This window comes from Sorangium sp. So ce176, assembly GCF_051519835.1.
Lineage (GTDB): Bacteria > Myxococcota_A > Polyangia > Polyangiales > Polyangiaceae > Sorangium > Sorangium cellulosum_G.
Genome location: NZ_CP150371.1, coordinates 4,625,154 through 4,640,942 on the forward strand (window position 1 = coordinate 4,625,154; position 15,789 = coordinate 4,640,942).

General features: G+C 74.0%; 13 protein-coding genes. 7 read left to right on the top strand and 6 right to left on the bottom strand.

Translation table 11 applies throughout. The features are described from left to right. Positions 1-140: 140 nt before the first annotated feature. Positions 141-800 (bottom strand): hypothetical protein, encoded by a 660-nt coding sequence (locus tag WMF42_RS17155; RefSeq protein ID WP_437693164.1) that lies wholly within the window; start codon positions 798-800, stop codon positions 141-143. Between the two features lie 175 nt (positions 801-975). Between WMF42_RS17155 and WMF42_RS17160 the strand changes: the two genes are divergently transcribed. Further along, the gene (locus WMF42_RS17160) at positions 976-1,497 is read left to right on the top strand and encodes a peptidylprolyl isomerase (protein WP_061609878.1); all 522 of its coding nucleotides are present in this window, start codon (positions 976-978) and stop codon (positions 1,495-1,497) included. Between the two features lie 174 nt (positions 1,498-1,671). Then, positions 1,672-2,160, top strand: coding sequence for a hypothetical protein (locus WMF42_RS17165; protein WP_061609873.1), 489 nt, complete (start codon positions 1,672-1,674; stop codon positions 2,158-2,160). A gap of 92 nt (positions 2,161-2,252) precedes the next feature. On the opposite strand, the gene WMF42_RS17170 is transcribed toward WMF42_RS17165, so the two are convergent. Beyond that, the gene (locus WMF42_RS17170) at positions 2,253-4,052 is read right to left on the bottom strand and encodes an ATP-binding protein (protein WP_437693167.1); all 1,800 of its coding nucleotides are present in this window, start codon (positions 4,050-4,052) and stop codon (positions 2,253-2,255) included. 148 nt (positions 4,053-4,200) lie between these two features. On the opposite strand from WMF42_RS17170, the gene WMF42_RS17175 reads away from it, so the two are divergent. From WMF42_RS17175 to WMF42_RS17185, 3 genes are all read left to right on the top strand, one after another. Continuing rightward, positions 4,201-4,818 carry a DUF47 domain-containing protein gene (locus tag WMF42_RS17175; RefSeq protein ID WP_061609871.1) on the top strand — a complete coding sequence of 206 codons (618 nt, stop codon included), beginning with the start codon at positions 4,201-4,203 and terminating at the stop codon, positions 4,816-4,818. After that, on the top strand, positions 4,815-5,822 hold the full coding sequence (locus WMF42_RS17180; protein ID WP_437693169.1) for an anion permease: 1,008 nt from the start codon (positions 4,815-4,817) through the stop codon (positions 5,820-5,822). The genes WMF42_RS17175 and WMF42_RS17180 overlap by 4 nt, the downstream gene beginning before the upstream one ends. Before the next feature lie 102 nt (positions 5,823-5,924). Next, positions 5,925-6,794 carry an NmrA/HSCARG family protein gene (locus WMF42_RS17185; protein WP_437693171.1) on the top strand — a complete coding sequence of 290 codons (870 nt, stop codon included), beginning with the start codon at positions 5,925-5,927 and terminating at the stop codon, positions 6,792-6,794. Positions 6,795-6,807: 13 nt separating this feature from the next. Here the strand turns inward: WMF42_RS17185 and WMF42_RS17190 are convergent, their stop codons facing one another. Beyond that, positions 6,808-8,007 carry a 6-phosphofructokinase gene (locus WMF42_RS17190; protein WP_061609868.1) on the bottom strand — a complete coding sequence of 400 codons (1,200 nt, stop codon included), beginning with the start codon at positions 8,005-8,007 and terminating at the stop codon, positions 6,808-6,810. A 188-nt stretch (positions 8,008-8,195) separates the two neighbouring features. Beyond that, the gene (locus tag WMF42_RS17195) at positions 8,196-10,937 is read right to left on the bottom strand and encodes a phosphoenolpyruvate carboxylase (RefSeq protein ID WP_437693173.1); all 2,742 of its coding nucleotides are present in this window, start codon (positions 10,935-10,937) and stop codon (positions 8,196-8,198) included. Positions 10,938-11,300: 363 nt separating this feature from the next. Between WMF42_RS17195 and WMF42_RS17200 the strand changes: the two genes are divergently transcribed. Beyond that, the gene (locus WMF42_RS17200; RefSeq protein WP_437693175.1) at positions 11,301-12,854 is read left to right on the top strand and encodes a protein kinase domain-containing protein; all 1,554 of its coding nucleotides are present in this window, start codon (positions 11,301-11,303) and stop codon (positions 12,852-12,854) included. 42 nt (positions 12,855-12,896) lie between these two features. Here WMF42_RS17200 and dut read toward each other — a convergent pair whose 3' ends face one another. Both dut and WMF42_RS17210 read right to left on the bottom strand, forming a co-directional pair. After that, entirely contained in the window at positions 12,897-13,352 is a 456-nt protein-coding gene (dut, locus tag WMF42_RS17205; protein WP_437693177.1) for a dUTP diphosphatase, read from the bottom strand. A gap of 18 nt (positions 13,353-13,370) precedes the next feature. Beyond that, on the bottom strand, positions 13,371-14,750 hold the full coding sequence (locus tag WMF42_RS17210; RefSeq protein ID WP_437693179.1) for a site-2 protease family protein: 1,380 nt from the start codon (positions 14,748-14,750) through the stop codon (positions 13,371-13,373). A gap of 145 nt (positions 14,751-14,895) precedes the next feature. Between WMF42_RS17210 and WMF42_RS17215 the strand changes: the two genes are divergently transcribed. After that, entirely contained in the window at positions 14,896-15,780 is an 885-nt protein-coding gene (locus WMF42_RS17215; RefSeq protein WP_437693180.1) for an SGNH/GDSL hydrolase family protein, read from the top strand. The last annotated feature ends 9 nt before the right edge of the window (positions 15,781-15,789 follow it).

Genomic DNA, 15,789 nt, shown 5'->3' on the forward strand with positions numbered 1-15,789 from the left:
GGGCGTGCCGAGCTGCCCGGCCTGTGCGCGTACGCGCCCGCGAGCCTCCATGTGGGCTTCGCGGAGACGCCGTTGTAACGGGAGGCGCGGGCGGACGGGCCGTTGCTCGTCGCTGTCCCGGCAGCGCCGGGACAGGGAGCTCACTTCTTCGGCGGGGGCTTCACGGGCGCCGCCGGGGTCGAGGGCTTGGCCGACGAGGGCGGGGTGGGGGAGGAAGGCGGGGTAGCCGAGGCGGGCGGGGTGGGGGAGGAAGGCTTGGCCGACGACGCCGGCGAAGGCTTCGACCCGGGCTTGCCAGGCTTGGCCGGAGGGGCCGAGGCGGCGGGCGCAGGGGTGTCCTCGTAAGGCTCGTCGGACGCAGGCTCCGCCGGATCCGCAGGGGGCGCCTCGGGCTCGGCGGGCGCCGCCGACTCGGCGGGCTTGTTCGCCGGATGCAACGTCAGCGGCTTCGCCTCTCCATCCGTGCGGCGGACCCAGATCACCGCGGTGCCGCTCGCGACGCTCGCATACCGGCCGTCCTCGGTGCGGATCTCCTCGTTGACCGCCTCGATGACCGCATCGCCGCCCACGGCGCACGCGGCCTTGCGGAGCGACTCGAGGCGCTCCGCCTCGGTCCGGGCCTCGGGATCGCTCGCGATGGGCTGAAGGCGATGGTACTCGCGATCGGGGAGCTGGCCCGCCGGCACGACGTGCATGTCGCTGCAGAACTCACCGGAAGGCGTGCGTTTGTCTCGGAAGGCGGTGCTGCAACCGGCGATCAGCGCGGCACCCAGTGCGGCCGCGAGGAGGAGGCGCTGCATGATGCCTTCTTACCAGCGATGCGACGCACGATGCAAACCCCACGCATCTCGAGCGACGCTGACGCGCAGCGCAGGCGCCCTCCCGGTGCGACGACCGCCCCCCTTTCCGTCGTTCAGGCGCACCTCCGCTCCGAATGTCCCGACCCCGTGAACGCCTGGCGATATGCTCGCGGCGATGCGCCAGCTCGCACGACCCTCTCCGCTCGTCCTCCTCGGCGCGGCGCTCGTCACGGCGCTCGCGACAGCGTGCGGTGCGCCCCAGACGCCGCCCGCCGCCGCGCCGGACAGCGCCGCCCCCGCCGAGGCGAGCGCCCCGAACGCCGCCGCGTGCCTCGCGGCCGCCACCGCGAAGCGGGAGGCGCGCGCCGAGGAGCCGCCGCGCATCGGCGTGAAGCACATCCTCGTCCGCCACGCCGGCGCCGAGCGCGCCGACGGCGCGACCCGCACGCGCGAGGAGGCATGCCTGCGCGCGATGGAGGCGCGCGACAAGATCCGCGGCGGCGCCGACTTCGGCCAGGTGGTCGCGGCGTACAGCGAGGAGGCGGGCGCGGCGTCGCGCGGCGGCTCCCTCGGCACCATCGAGCGCGCCGACGTCCTGCCGCCGTTCGCGGACGCGGCGTTCGAGCTCGATATCCATCAGCTCAGCGACGTCGTGGAGACCCGCTATGGCTTCCACGTGATCTTCAGGACGGAATAGCCCTCCTGCGCGACAGCCCCGCTCCTGTCGGAGCTCCCTTTCCCTCCAGACACAAGGTGCGCGCGTCACGCAGGGGGCGCGCGCGTGAAATCAAGGTGCGTGCGCCACGCAGGGCGCGCGCGCGGCTCCCGCGCGAGGGTTGCGTTCCCGGCGGAGGCGCAGCATGAAGCACCCATGCGCGCCCACAAGCTCTTCGCTGCCTTTGTCGTGATGATCGCCTCGCCAGCGCTGCTGATCGCGGCGTGCAAGTCCAGCGACGATCCCGAGGAGGTCGCCCCCGCGCCGGCCGACGTCACCGCGCCTCCCGCGACGGCGCCGCTTCCCGCGGCCACCGGGACCGTGCCGGCCGCGACCCCGACCCCGGCAGCGCCCCCCGCGACAGCGAAGGCGTCGCCGGCGCAGCCCGCCGCCGCGGGAGCGAAGGCGGACGCGGGCGCGGGCGCGGCCACGGACGGCGGCGCGCCGACGGACGCGGGCCCGCCCGCGACGCTCGACGCAGGCGCGCTCTCGAGCAAGCTCGCGGCGTGCGCCGCCAAGTGCCAGTCGATCCTCCAGACCTGCCTCACGCCGAAGTTCCCCCCGGACGGCGGCCTGCCCAGGATCGAGAACCCGACGGCGTGCCAGGAGTCGTTCGACGCATGCCGCACCGCCTGCGCGCCGTAGCCCTCGCCCCGCCGCGCGCGGCGTAGCGCTCGCCCCGCCGCGCGCCCCGCCGTGCCCGACCTCGCGCGGCGCAGCGCCAGCGTGGTCCGGGCCTACCGCGGCGCGCCCGCCGTCGCGCCCGGCAGCGTCACCCGGAAGAGCGCGCCGCCGGCCGCCCCGGTCGTCACGGAGATGTCGCCGCGCATCGCCTCGACGAGGTGCTTCGCGATCGAGAGGCCGAGCCCGGTGCCGCCCGACGCGCGGGCGCGCCCCTGATCGACGCGGTAGAACCGCTCGAACACGCGCGCCTGGTGCGCCGCGGGGATGCCGTGGCCGTCGTCCTCGATCTCCAGGAGGACGCGCCCGTTCGCGCCTCGCGCGCGCACAACGACGCGCGAGCCGTCCGGCGTGTGCTGGATCGCGTTGTCGACGAGGTTGGTCAGGATCTGGTCCAGCGCGCGCGGATCCGCCGTGACGAGCGTGCCCGGCGCCACGTCGACCTCCACCTCGGTCCCCTTCTCCCGCGCGCGCCCGCGCAGGAGCGCGACCGCCGCCTCGGCCTGCGCCGCGAGGTCGAGCGACCCCTGCGACAGCGGCCGCTCGCGCCCCTCGATGCGCGACAGATCGAGCAGGTCGTTCACGAGCCGGTGCAGCCGCGCCGCGTTGCGCTCGATCACCTCGGTAAAGTCCCGCGCGGCCTCCGGGTCGTCGAGCGCGCCGCCGAGGAGCGTCTCGCTGCTCGCGCGGATCGACGCGACCGGCGTGCGGAGCTCGTGCGACGCGTTGGCGATGAAGTTGCGCTGCAGCCCCTCGATCCGCCGCAGCTCCGTCACGTCGAAGAAGACGGCGACGACCCCCGCCGCGCCGCGGCTCTGCGCCGGCAGCGCGAGCGGCGCCGCGTTCACGACGAGGATCCTCCGGCCCGGGGGCCCCGCCGCGCCCGGCGTCGCGGGCGCGATCTCGATCTCGCGCGTCGCCGCCGCGCGCGCGAGCGCGACCTCCTCGAGCAGCTCGTGCAGGCTCGCCGAGCGGAGCACCTCGATGGGCGGGCGGCCGACCGCGTCCCCGCGGATGCCGAGGAGCTGCGAGAGCGCCGGGTTCACGAGCGAGATGTCTCCCCGCTCGTCCGTCACGAGCACGCCCTCGCGCATCGACTCGAGCACCGCGCCGAAGCGCTCGCCCTCGCCCCCGAGCTCGCGCCGCGAGCGCTCCAGGCTCTCGGCGAGATCGTCCAGCGCGCCTCCGAGCGCGGCGATCTCGTCGCGCCCCTGCACGCGCGCGCGCCGGCTCAGGTCGCCGCGCATCTCCCGCGCGACGCCCGTCAGGTACACGAGCCGGCCGGAGAGCGCGCGCGCCCCGACGAGCGCCGCGCTCACGGCGAGCGCGAGGGCGAGCCACGTGCCCTGCACCACGCGCGCGTGGGCGGCGGACAGGCTCCGATCGATCGCGACAGGCTCGAACGCGAGCCGCACGATCCACGGGCCGTCCGGCCGGTCGAGCCGCTGCGCGGCGTAGAGCATCCGCATCTGCGTCGTCCTGCTCACGCGCTCGCTGCGCCCGACGCCGTGGTGCCGCGCGTCGGCGACCTCGTCGCGCGCCGCGTGCGGCTCGAGCTCCCCGAGCCGCTCCGGCGCCACCGACGAGTCGCCCCGCACCACGCCCGCCGGATCGATGAGCGTGACGCGCGCGCCGGCGCGCTCCGACAGCGTCGCCGCGAGCGCGGTCGCCTCGGACGCGAGGTCGCGCGCCCGCGCGACCGACTCGGTGACGAGCGCCGCCCGCACCGCCAGATCGGCCTCCGTGTGCTGCCCGAGCTCCGCGCCGAGCGTCTTCACGACGTAGCCGTCGAACACCACCGCCACGAGGACCGCGATCCCCACGGCGAACGCGATGAGCTTACTTCGAATACCCATGTCACCCGCGCGCGCGCGCCACGTGCGCCGACGCGCCACGTGCGTGCCGCGCGCCGAGACGCGCCGAGATTCATGATGTTACCTGGTTTTGTCCGTCGCGTGACGACTCGTTGACGTGATGCGGGGAGACGGCTAAACGGCAGCCCCCATGGGACTGACCCGTGACGCGGTCTTCTTCGACGCGCTGGCCGACCATGCGCAGCGGAGCGTCGCCGCGAGCGAGCTCCTCCTGGAGATGCTCGACCGGCTCGACGACGCGCAGGCGTTCGCGAAGAAGATCTCCGACCTCGAGGACGAGGCCGACAAGATCACCCACGGATGCCTGGCGGCGCTGCACCAGACCTGGATCACCCCGCTCGACCGCGAGGAGATCCACGCCCTGATCACCCGCCTCGACGACGTGCTCGACTGCATCGAGGCGGCGAGCGTGCGGCTCGTGCTGTTCGAGATCGACAGCCCCCTGCCGGAGGCGCGGCAGCTCGCGCAGGCCGTGGTCGAGTCGTGCACCGTCATGAGCTCGGCCATCCAGGCGCTCAGGGACATCAAGCGGCAGCCGAACCTCCTCGAGCTCTGCGTCGAGATCAACAAGCTCGAGAACAAGGCGGACGGGCACTACCGCACGGCGCTCGCGGCGCTCTTCCGGAAGGGGAACGATCCGCTCCTCGTGATGAAGTGGCGCGACATCTATGACCTTCTGGAGAACGCGACGGACCGCTGCGAGGACGTCGCGAACATCATCGAAGGCATCGTGCTCGAGCACGCATGACTACCTACATCCTCTGCATCATCGCGATCGCGTTGGTGTTTGATTACATCAACGGCTTTCACGACGCCGCGAACTCGATCGCGACCGTCGTCTCGACGCGCGTCCTGTCGCCGCGCACCGCGGTGCTCTGGGCGGCCGTCTTCAACTTCATCGCGTTCGCCCTGTTCGAGCCCACCGTCGCGCGCAACATCGCGAAGGGCGTCGAGCCGGGGTTCATCACCCCGAACGTCATCCTGGGCAGCCTGCTCGGCGCCATCGTCTGGAACCTGCTCACCTGGTGGTGGGGGCTGCCCTCGTCGTCCTCGCACGCGCTGATGGGCGGCTTCGCGGGGGCCGCGGTCAAGAGCGCGGGGCGGCTGTCGGTGCTGGACGCGACAGTCTTCGGCAAGACGGCGGCCTTCATCCTCGTGTCGCCCCTGCTCGGCGCCATCATCGGGTTCTCGCTCATGCACGCGATCCGGCTGCTCGCGCGGGGCTGGACGCCGGGGAAGGTGAGCTCCCGGTTCCGCCGGCTGCAGCTCCTCTCCGCGGCCGCCTATTCGCTCGGGCACGGCGGCAACGACGCGCAGAAGACGATGGGCATCATCACGGCGCTGCTCATCTCCGCGGGGCTGCAGGGGGACGGCCACGACCCGAAGCCGATGCTCTGGGTCGTGCTCGTCTGCCACGCCGCGATGGCGCTCGGCACGCTCTCCGGCGGCTGGCGCATCGTGAAGACGATGGGCATGAAGATCACGAAGCTCAAGCCGGTGGGCGGCTTCGCGGCCGAGACGGCCGGCGCGGCGACGCTGTTCAGCGCCACGGCGCTCGGCATCCCCGTGAGCACGACGCACACGATCACGGGCGCCATCGTCGGGGTCGGCGGCGCGAGCGGGCGCCTCTCCACCGTCCGCTGGGGCGTCGCCGGCCGCATCGTCTGGGCCTGGATCTTCACGATCCCCGCCTCGGCCATCCTCTCCGCGACCATCTACACCATCGCGCGCCTCCTCAGCGGCGAGCCCTGATCTCGCCGCCGGGCGAGGCGCCGCGCGGGCGAGCCCTGCGTGCGCCCCCCGGCTCGCGGCCACAGGGCTTACGGGGCGCGCGGCGGGCCCCATAGCGCGCCCATGCGGGTGCTGGTGACAGGGGCGACGGGAGCCCAGGGCGGGGCGATCGCGCGATCTCTGCTCGCGCGCGGGCACCGCGTGCGCGCCCTGGGCCGCAGGCCCGGTGATCCCGCCGCGGCGCGGCTCATCGAGCTCGGGGCCGAGATCGTCCACGGCACCCTCGACGAGCCCCGCTCGGTCGCGCGCGCGGCGGCCGGCGTCGACGCCGTCTTCGTCGCCGGCGCGCCGATCGAGGGCGGGGCTGACGCCGAGGTGCGGCACGGGCTCATCGTCGCCGAGGCGGTCAAGGCGGCGGGCGGGGCGCACCTCGTCTACACGTCGGTCGCGAGCGCCGACCGCGGCACCGGCATCCCCCACTTCGAGGCCAAGGCGGCCGTCGAGCGGACCATCGCCGCCCTCGGCGTGCCGTGCACGATCCTCGGGCCCGTCTACCTCATGGAGAGCCTGCTCGCGCCCGCGTCGCTCCACGCCCTCCGGCGCGGCGTGCACGCCGTCCCGCTCCCCGAGGGCTGCCCGCTCCAGCAGCTCGCGACCGACGACATGGCGCGGTTCGCGGCGCTCGTGATCGAGCGCCGGCGCGACTTCCTCGGGCACCGGATCGAGCTCGCCTCCGACGAGCTCACCGGCGCCCAGGCCACGGCGGCGCTCTCCCGCGTGGCCGGCCGCGAGATCCGCTACGCCGAGGTCCCGCTCGCCGAGGTCCGCGCGCGCAGCGAGGACCTCGCCGCCATGTTCCGCTGGCTCGCGCGCGGCGGCCACGACGTCGACCTCGCCGCGCTCCACGCCGCCTACCCGGAGATCGGGTGGCGGCGGTTCGAGGACTGGGCGCGCGAGCACCTCGCGGGCGCGCTGACCCGCGCGGTCGCCTGAGGCCGGGCGCGGCTCAGCCGGCCGGCGCGGGCGCGCGGCTCGGCCGGGCGCCCCCGAGGCTGATGAAGTGGTCGAGGATCCAGGTCTTGAAGCGCTGCAGGTCGAGCCGGTCGAGCAGCGGCAGGAACGCGCGCTCGACGCCGTCCTCGCGGCGAATGGAGGCGAAATCCAGCACGCCGACGTCGTTCGCGGCGAGCACGTACGGCATCACCTCGGTGCGCCCCTCGTCGAACGCCGAGAGGAGCAGCGACCCCTTGAGGAAGGCGGCCGACACGTCGAGGAACGCCGGGCGGATGCCGCGGATGTACCGGCTGAACGGCTCCGCGATCACGCGCTTGTCCGGCGCGTCGCGGAGCCCGGCGCCCTCGAGCTGGTGCTTCAGGAACTCGCTCGCCGACATGCCGGGGTGCTCCTTGCGGCGGCGCTCGGCCTCGTAGCCCTCGGCCACGATCACGAGCGCGTAGTCGGCGCGCCCGAGGCCCTCGGCGAGCTCGGCCAGCACGTCCTGGGGGAAGCGGAAGAAGGGGAGCACGATGAGGTGCGCCCGCGCCGCCACCGCGCAGTGCAGCGCGTGCCGCCCGCTGCGGTTGCCCATCATCTCGAGGATGTAGATGCGCTTGTGCGTGTACGCGTCCTCGTAGAGCCCGCGCGCGATGGTGGCGCCCGTCTCCACGCCGGACAGGAAGCCGATCGCGCGATCTCCCTCCAGGTCGTTGTCGATGGAGACGTTGACGAAGCCGGCCTGCGGGCGCACCTCGAACTCCTGGAGCCACGCCTTGATGCCCTCGAACGTGCCGTTGCCGCCGACGCAGATGAGGTGCGTGAACCCCTGCTCCTTGAACTTCGCGGCGGCCTGCTTGCGCTTCTCGCGCTCGAGGAAGCCGGTGTATCGCTCGGTCCGGAAATCGCTGCCGGCGTCGAGCACGCGGCGCCCCATCGAGCGCGCCGGGATGCCCTGCGCGAGCAGGGCGTAGCGCTGGCGGCGGCTCATGATGAGGCGCTCGAAGTTGGGCTGGGCGCGCGCGTCCGCGGTCAGGGAGCGGAAGCCCTCGGTCGCGGCCCACACCTCGTAGCCTCGCCGCGCCGCCTCCTCGGTCAGCGCGACAGCGACCGAGGAGTAGCCGGGGGCATTGCCGCCGTCGAAGACGAGCAGCAGGCGCTTGTCCGATGCCGGAAGGGTGTCGGGACGTCCGAACTCGACGATGCTGGTCATTGCGCCGGCCTTCTACCATGCGGCGCCGCGGGTGGCCGAGCGATTGTCACGCGTTCGATGCGGTCGCCCGACGACGCCAGGCGTCGAGCGACCGTGCCGCGCCGCGCGGCGTTGAGCGACGGCGCCGCGTCGACGCGACGATCGACGACGGCGCCGCCGCGCGGCGTTGAACGACGGCGCCGCGTCGATCAGCCCGTGTTCCGCATGCCGGCGGCGATGCCGTTCAGCGTGAGCAGCAGCGATCGATCGCGCCCGGAGTCGCCGCCGCGGCTCGCCCGCAGGAGCTCGACTTGCAGGAATGAAAGGGGGTCGACGTAGGGGTTGCGCAGCGAGATGGACCGCTGGAGCGTCGGGTTGCCCTCGAGCAGCCGCCGGTTGCCCGTGAGCCGCTTGAGCCACGACCGCGTCCGCCGGTACTCTGCGATGATCCGCGGCGCGACCGCCTTGCGCGCGGCGGCCGGCGCGAGCTCGGCGTAGTCAGCGAAGATCGTCATGTCGGCCTTCGCGAGCACCATCTCCACGTTGTCGATGACCGCCCGGAAGAACGGCCACGACGCCATCATCTCCTTCAGCAGCTCCGCGCCCTCGGGGCGCTGGCCCATCGCCTCGAGCCCGCTGCCGACGCCGTACCAGCCCGGGAGGATCGCCCGGTTCTGGGTCCACGCGAAGACCCACGGGATCGCGCGCAGCGACTCCAGGCCGCCCGCGCGCCGCTTGCTCGGGCGCGAGCCGAGCGGCAGCCGCGCGATCTCGTCGATCGGCGTCACCGCCGTGAAGAACTCCACGAACCTGGGCTCCTCCCAGACGAGCTCCCGGTAGACGCGCCGCCCCGTCTCCGCGAGCTCGTCGAACGCCGTCGCGTAGCGCAGCTCGGACGCGGCCGGCGGCCGCGGCTGCGCGCCGAGCGTGTGGAGGACGACGCCGCTCAGCATGAGCTCCAGCGTGCGCATCGCGAGCTCGGGGCGGGCGTACTTGTGGTCGAGCGCCTCGCCCTGCTCCGTCGCCTTGTAGCGGCCGCCGACGCTGCCGGCCGGCAGCGCGAGCAGCGCCTGGTGCGCCGGGCCGCCGCCGCGCGCCACCGACTCGCCGCGGCCGTGGAAGACGCGCAGCGGCAGCTCCGCCTCCGCCGCGATCTTCGGCAGCGTCTCCTGCACGCGCCGGAGCGCCGCGCTCGCCGCGAGCAGGCCGACCTCCTTGCCGGAGTCGCTGTAGCCGATCATCACCTCCTGCACGCCGCGCGCGAGGACGTGCGGGCGATACTGCGGGTGCGCGAGCAGCGCCCGCAGGATCCGCGCGCTGTCGTTCAGCGCGCCGAGCGACTCGAACAGCGGGACCACGTCGATGCGCGCGCACGATCGGGCCTCGTCCCAGAGCCCGGCGGCCCTCGCGCACTCGAGCGCGGCGAGGATGTCGTTCTCGCTCTGCGTCATCGACAGCACCAGCGTGCGGCACGCCGACTCGCCGCTGTCGCGCTGCGCGGCGGCGATGCGCTGGAGCGCCTCGAACACGCGGCGCGCCTCCGGCCCCATCTGCGCCGGCTCGACGCGCCCCTGGGCGACCTCGGCCGCCGCGGCGCGCGCGTCCTCGGCGGGGGCGCGCATCTCGAGCTCCGCGAGCGCGAACCCGAGCGCGCGCACCTGCGAGAGCAGCGCGCGGGCGCGCCGCTCGCCCGACCGCGCGCAGCCCGCTGCGCGGAGGCTGTCGGCGACCAGCGCGAGGTCGCGCTCGAACTCCGCGGGCTCGCGGTACGGGACCGCGTGCGTCGGCTCCTCGGGGCGCACGAACGCGCGCCCCTCGAGCGCGGGGCCCTGCCCGTAGCGCGCGCGCGCCTCGGCGCGGCCGTGCTCGGCGTGCTCGAGCGTCGCGGTGAGGCGCGCCTCAATGAAGCGCAGCTTGCGGCGCCACGGCTCGCCCTCGGTGCGCGGGCCGAAGTGCGCGGCCGCCTCGGGCATCGCGGCGGCGTCCTCCTCGATCGAGGCGAGCAGCCACGGCGGCGGCGTGACGTGCCGCAGCGACTGCGAGAGCGCGCCGCCGAGCTCGCGCGCCGCGCGGATGAACCGGCGCAGGCCCCGGATGCGGTAGGCGAACAGCGCGTCCTCGAGGACGGCGGGCACGACGAGCGGGTTGCCGTCCATGTCGGCGCCGACCCACGAGTGGATCCGGAGCGGCACGATCTCGGCGTCGAGCGGCTCGCCGTACGCGGCCTCGAACGCGCGCCCGAGCGCGGCGGGGAGCTCGGGGAGCAGGTCCCAGAGGATCTCCTCGATGTACCAGGCGACGTTCTTCACCTCGTCGCCGACCGTGGGGCGATCGCGCCGCACCTCGTCGGTCTGCCAGAGCGCGGTGATCTCCTCGCGGATCTCGGCGAGCTTGCGCGCGGACTCCTCCGGCGTGAGGTGGCAGCGGTCGCGCTCCTCGAGGTTCTTCGCGATGCGGTAGAGCTTCTCGAGGACGGTGCGCCGCGCCGCCTCGGTCGGGTGCGCGGTGAGGGTGAGCGTGACGTCGAGCGATCGGAGCGCGGCGCGCACGCGCTCGGCGGGCACGCCCGCGTCCTTGAGCGTGCGCATCGCGGCCTCGAGCGAGCCGCGCTGCGGGCGCGCGCCGGGATCGCTCAGGTACGCGCGCGCGCGGCGGATGCGGTGGTGCTGCTCCGCGAGGTTGACGAGGCGGAAGTAGACGGTGAACGCGCGGATGACGGGCTCGATGCGATCGTGCGGCAGGCTCGCGAGCAGCTTGGTGAGCTCCGCGGCCGCGTGCGCGCGCCCGTCGCTGGGACCTCGACGGCGGCGGATGGCGAGCGTGCGGATGCGCTCCTCGATGGCGAAGAGCTCTTCCCCCTCCTGCTCGATCAGCACTTCACCAAGCAGGCGGCCAAGCAGGCGGACTTCTTTGCGAAGAGGTCGATCGACCTCACGGCGACGCGGCGGCATGGGCGCGAGCCTAGCGCGATGCGGCGTGAAACGGACCACCGAGTGTGGCCCGGGCGGACGGTCTGGCTGCCCCGGGGTGATCCCGGGGGAGGGGCGGCGGTCGCGATCGACCCTCAGCCGAGAGATTTCACGTGAGGTTGTAACTGTATATTTTTGTTGACTATTTTAGATTTCTTTGCCACCGCGTCGCCTGGATTGACGAGCATCGGCGGTTGGCCTTGGGGGCGCGGCGGGCGCCGGACGCCCGGGGCTACCGGCGTCGTGGTGGGCGCAGGTGGGCGCGGGCCCGCGCCCTGTCCACGCTCCGGCCCGCGCTCCGGCCGCCCTTTCGAAGCGCGGTCGAGGTCGTGTAGCCTCGAGCGGATGGCCGAGGACGTCTTCGGGATCGTCGGCACGACCCAGGGGGCGTTCACGGTGGAGCGGGTCGTCGCCGAGGGGGGGTTCGGCGTCGTGTACCGGGCTCACCACGAGGCGTTCCGGGCGCCGGTCGCGCTGAAATGCCTCAAGGTCCCGGGGACGCTGCCCGAGCAGCTCCGCGCGCAGTTCCTCGAGAAGTTCCGCGAGGAGGCGGAGCTCCTGTTCCGCCTCTCGGCCGCGATCCCCGCCGTCGTCCGGCCGCTGCACCACGACGTGATCTCGACGGCGACCGGCGTCTTCGTGCCGTTCATCGCGCTGGAGTGGCTCGAGGGCGGCACGCTCGCGAGCCACATCGCCGCCCGCGCGGCGCAGCGGCAGCCGCCGCTCCCGCCGGTCGAGGCGATCCGGCTGCTCACGCCGGTGGCGCGGGCGCTCGAGGCGGCGCACAACTTCCCCGGGCCGGGCGGCGCCACGTGCGTCGTGCACCGCGACCTCAAGCCGGCGAACATCTTCCTCGCCCAGATCCACGGCGCGGAGGTCGTGAAGATCCTCGACTTCGGGATCGCCCGCGCCCGCGACGCCGCGACGGTCATGGCCGGACAGACCGCCACAACGTCGGGCGGCCTGTCGACGGCGTTCACGCCCGCGTACGGCGCGCCCGAGCAGTGGGCGCCGAAGCGCTTCGGCAAGACCGGCCCCTGGACGGACGTCTGGGGGCTCGCCGTCACCGTTGTCGAGGCGCTCGCCGGCCGCGAGATCATCGCCGGCGATCACGTCGCGATGATGGGGACGGTGCTCGACGAGAAGCGCCGTCCGACCCCGAGGAGCGAGGGCGTGCTCGTGCCCGAGTCGCTCGAGGGCGTCTTCCGGCGGGCGCTCGCCGTCGATCCGCGCGATCGCTACCGCGACGTCGGGGCGTTCTGGGACGAGGTCGAGCAGGCGCTCGGGCTGCCGCGGAGCGCGCCGCCGATCGCGCTGCCCGGCCGCTCGCACGCGCCGCCCGCCGCCCGCGCCTCGGTGTCGCCCGCGGCGCCGAGGTCGACGCGCGCGCTGGATCTGCCGGGCCCGGGCCTGACGGCGCAGGCCGCGTTCGCGGACATGGCGACGCAGGAGATCGATCTGCCCGAGCGCGGCGCCCTGCCGGAGCGCGGCGCCGGTCGCCTTCCACCGCCGCCGCGCGGCGCCTCGCCCCACGGGCTCCCGCGCGGCCTCCCGTCGCACAGCCTGCCCACCGAGCCGGTCGTGCCGCTTGCGCTCGACTGGTCTCCGCCGGCGCCCGCGCTCGGCGCGAGGCCGTCCAGGATGCCCCCGCCGCTGATGGAGCGCGCGCCCGCGCGCCAGAGCCTGAGCACGGCGGAGCTCATGGAGATGTTCGCCTTGCCGGTGCGGCTCGCGGGCGCGGGCGTCCTCATCACCCTCGTCGATCTCGGGGCCGCGTCGCTGCTCTTCGAGGGGCAGCGCGTCGAGGTGGGGCCGTTCAAGCTCCTCTATCTCGCGGTGGGGCTCGTGGTGCTCGGGATCGGGATCGCGGTGTTCCGGCTATTCGCGTCGGATCGCTAGCTCCTCTCGTGACACCAGCGACGGACCTGGTCGGACGCGGCGCTACGGCTCCCGGCGCACGCCTGTCGATCCGTAGCCGCCCGCGCCGCGCGCTGTCGGCGCGAGCTCGGCGACCAGGACCACGTCGGCGAGCGCGACCGGGCAGATCACGAGCTGGGCGATCCGATCGCCCCGGCGCACGGTGAACGGCGCCGCGCCGAGGTTGATCAGGACGACCTTGATCTCCCCGCGATAATCCGGGTCGATGGTCCCCGGGGTGTTGAGCACGGTGATCCCGTGGCGGAGCGCGAGCCCCGAGCGCGGGCGCACCTGCCCCTCGTGGCCGTCGGGGAGGGCGACCGCGTAGCCCGTGGGAATGAGCTTCCGCTCGCCGGGCTCGATCGTCACCGCCTCGGCGACGGCGGCGCAGAGATCGAGCCCGACGGCTCCCTCGGACTGGTAGGCGGGCGGCGGGACCTCGATGGATCCGACACGAAGAAAAGGGACCTGGACGCGCACGCGCCGGAGCCTAGCCCGTCACGGGCGCGGCAGCACCGCCTCGAGGGGCCCGCCACGGAGCGCCTCGAACGCCGAGTCCGACCACGCCCGCGCCCGGTCCGAGAAGCCAGCCTCCACCGCGCGCTGGAGCAGCGCGATGGCCCGCTCCGCGTTTCCGTCCTTGGCGCTCGCGCGCGCGGCGCCGTAGGCGTCCTCGCTGAGGCCCGCGCGGCGGAAGATCGCCTCGTAGAGCCGCGCCGACCAGTCGAACGCGCCGTGCTCGAACGCGATCTCGGCCATCCTCCGGGCGTCTTCCTCCGAGAGCTGCTCGACGATGTCCAGCGCGACGGCCGCGGCCCGCGGCACCTCGCGCTGCTCGACGAGCACCCGGATCAGCGGACCTGCGACCTCCTTCCGGTCGTCGCCTGCCTCGCGGGCGGCCTCGAGCACCTTGCGCGCCTGCTTCAGCTCCCCGAGCGCGAGGTGCACCGCGCCGACCAGCGCCGCGTCCGGGTCGCCGTGCTTGCGCGCCTGGGCGATCGCTTCCCCGGCGCGCTTCGTGTCGCCGAGCAGCAGGTGCGACCACCCGATGAGCTCGTGCGCCTCCCGGAGCGCGCCCTTCGGCGGCGCCGGGGACTGCGCGAGCACCTCGTTGGCCAGGGCCATCGCCTCGTCCGCCCGCTCTTCCTCCACGGCCCGCCGCGCGCGCTGGAGCAGCACCGCCGTCGCGGGCGGCACCGGCTCCTCGTGGAGCGCGGCGCGCCGGCGGTTCAGGGCGGGCGACGGCGCCTCCGGCTCGCTGCGGAACCGCTGCAGGCTCTGGAACGCGGACATCACGAGGATGAAGGAGAAGAAGAAGAACCCCGCGCGCAGGAACAGGATGGCGAGGATCACGGCGGACACGCCCGAGATCGCCGCCGTGAGCCGGGCGCGCCGCGGGCCGAGCGCGTGCTCGAGGACGTGACCGCCGTCGAACGGGAGCACGGGGATGAGGTTGAGGATGCCCCAGACCACGTTGACCTGGATGAGCATCTCCATGCCGCGGAGCAGCATGGGCGGGAGGGAGCCGAGCCCCGGGACGTAACGGAGCAGGAGGTGCAGGAGGCCGGCGACGAGGAAGCCGGCAAAGGGACCGGCCAGGCTGATCAGCACGTGCTGGAGCCGGCCGAGCGGGAGGAGAGACCGCCACGTCGTGGTCCCGCCCATGAAATGCAGCGTGATTTCCGGCTCGACCCGGTGGCGCTTGATCGCGAACGCGTGACCGAACTCGTGCATCAGGACCGACAGGAAGACCACGAGGATCCACACCAGGAAGAGCTGGTACTGTCCTCCGGCCACGATCCCGTACCCGAGCAGCGCGGCGGAGAGCCAGAAGCCGAGCTGGACGTCGACGGAGACCCCAAACAGACGGAAGCTCATGCGCATGTCATAAGGCCTGCGAGCCGTCTGCTCAATGATTGCCGTGCGGACGCAGCCTGCCCTAGAGTGCGCCGCGCGACCCTTCCGCGGCCGCGTGCGCCTCCCCGGCGCCTGCGGCGGTGTCGGGGGGGTCGGCGGAGCGAGCATGGGCAGGGAGATCCGGGTCAGGAGATGGGCGCTCGCCGGGCTGGCCGCGGCGGGCATCGCGTGCGGCGCCGCGCCGCCGCCCGGGCCGTCCCCGGCCGAGGCGCCCGCGGGCCCGCCGCCCGGGGCCGAGCCTGCCGCGGCCAGCGCCCCGGAGGCCGCCGCGCCGCCGGCGCCCGCCGGGGCCTCTTCTGCCGGAGCGCGCGGGCCGGACGGCGGCGCGCCGCCGGCGTTCACGGTGCCGCCCAACACGGCGGTGCTCCACATCGGCGACTCGTTCGCGCTCGCGGGGTTCGCGCAGGCGCTGAAGCCGCGGATGCAGGCGCTCCGTGTGCGCTACGCCGTGAAGGCGGAGACCAGCTCCTACACGGTGACGTGGGCCTCCAGGATGGAGCTCCTTGTCGCGAACTACCAGCCGGACCTCGTGATCATCAGCCTGGGCGCGAACGAGGTCGAGAACGTCAACCCGCCGGCGCACGCCGGGGCGGTCCGGCGCATCGTCAAGGCGATCGGCGACCGCCCGTGCGTGTGGGTCTCCCCTCCGCTCTGGCGCAAGGACACAGGCATCATCGACGTGATCCGGACGAACTCGGCCCCGTGCCGCTTCTTCGACTCCGACGCGCTCGTGCCCGGCCCGCTCCCGCGCAAGAAGGACAAGATCCACCCGAACGAGGAGGGCGGCGCGCGCTGGGCCGACGCGTTCTGGAGCTGGCTCACGGCGGAGCACCTTCCCCCCGGCGAGGACCAGGGCGACGTCGCGCCCAAGCGCAGTCCGTGGGCGCTCAGGCCGCCCCCGCCGGAGGAGCACCGCTCCAGGGAGCAGCCGCCGGAGGGGGCGGTCCAGCGGGAGGAAACGGTGTCCGAGCAGCAAGTGAAGAGATTTTGAACCTGAAGG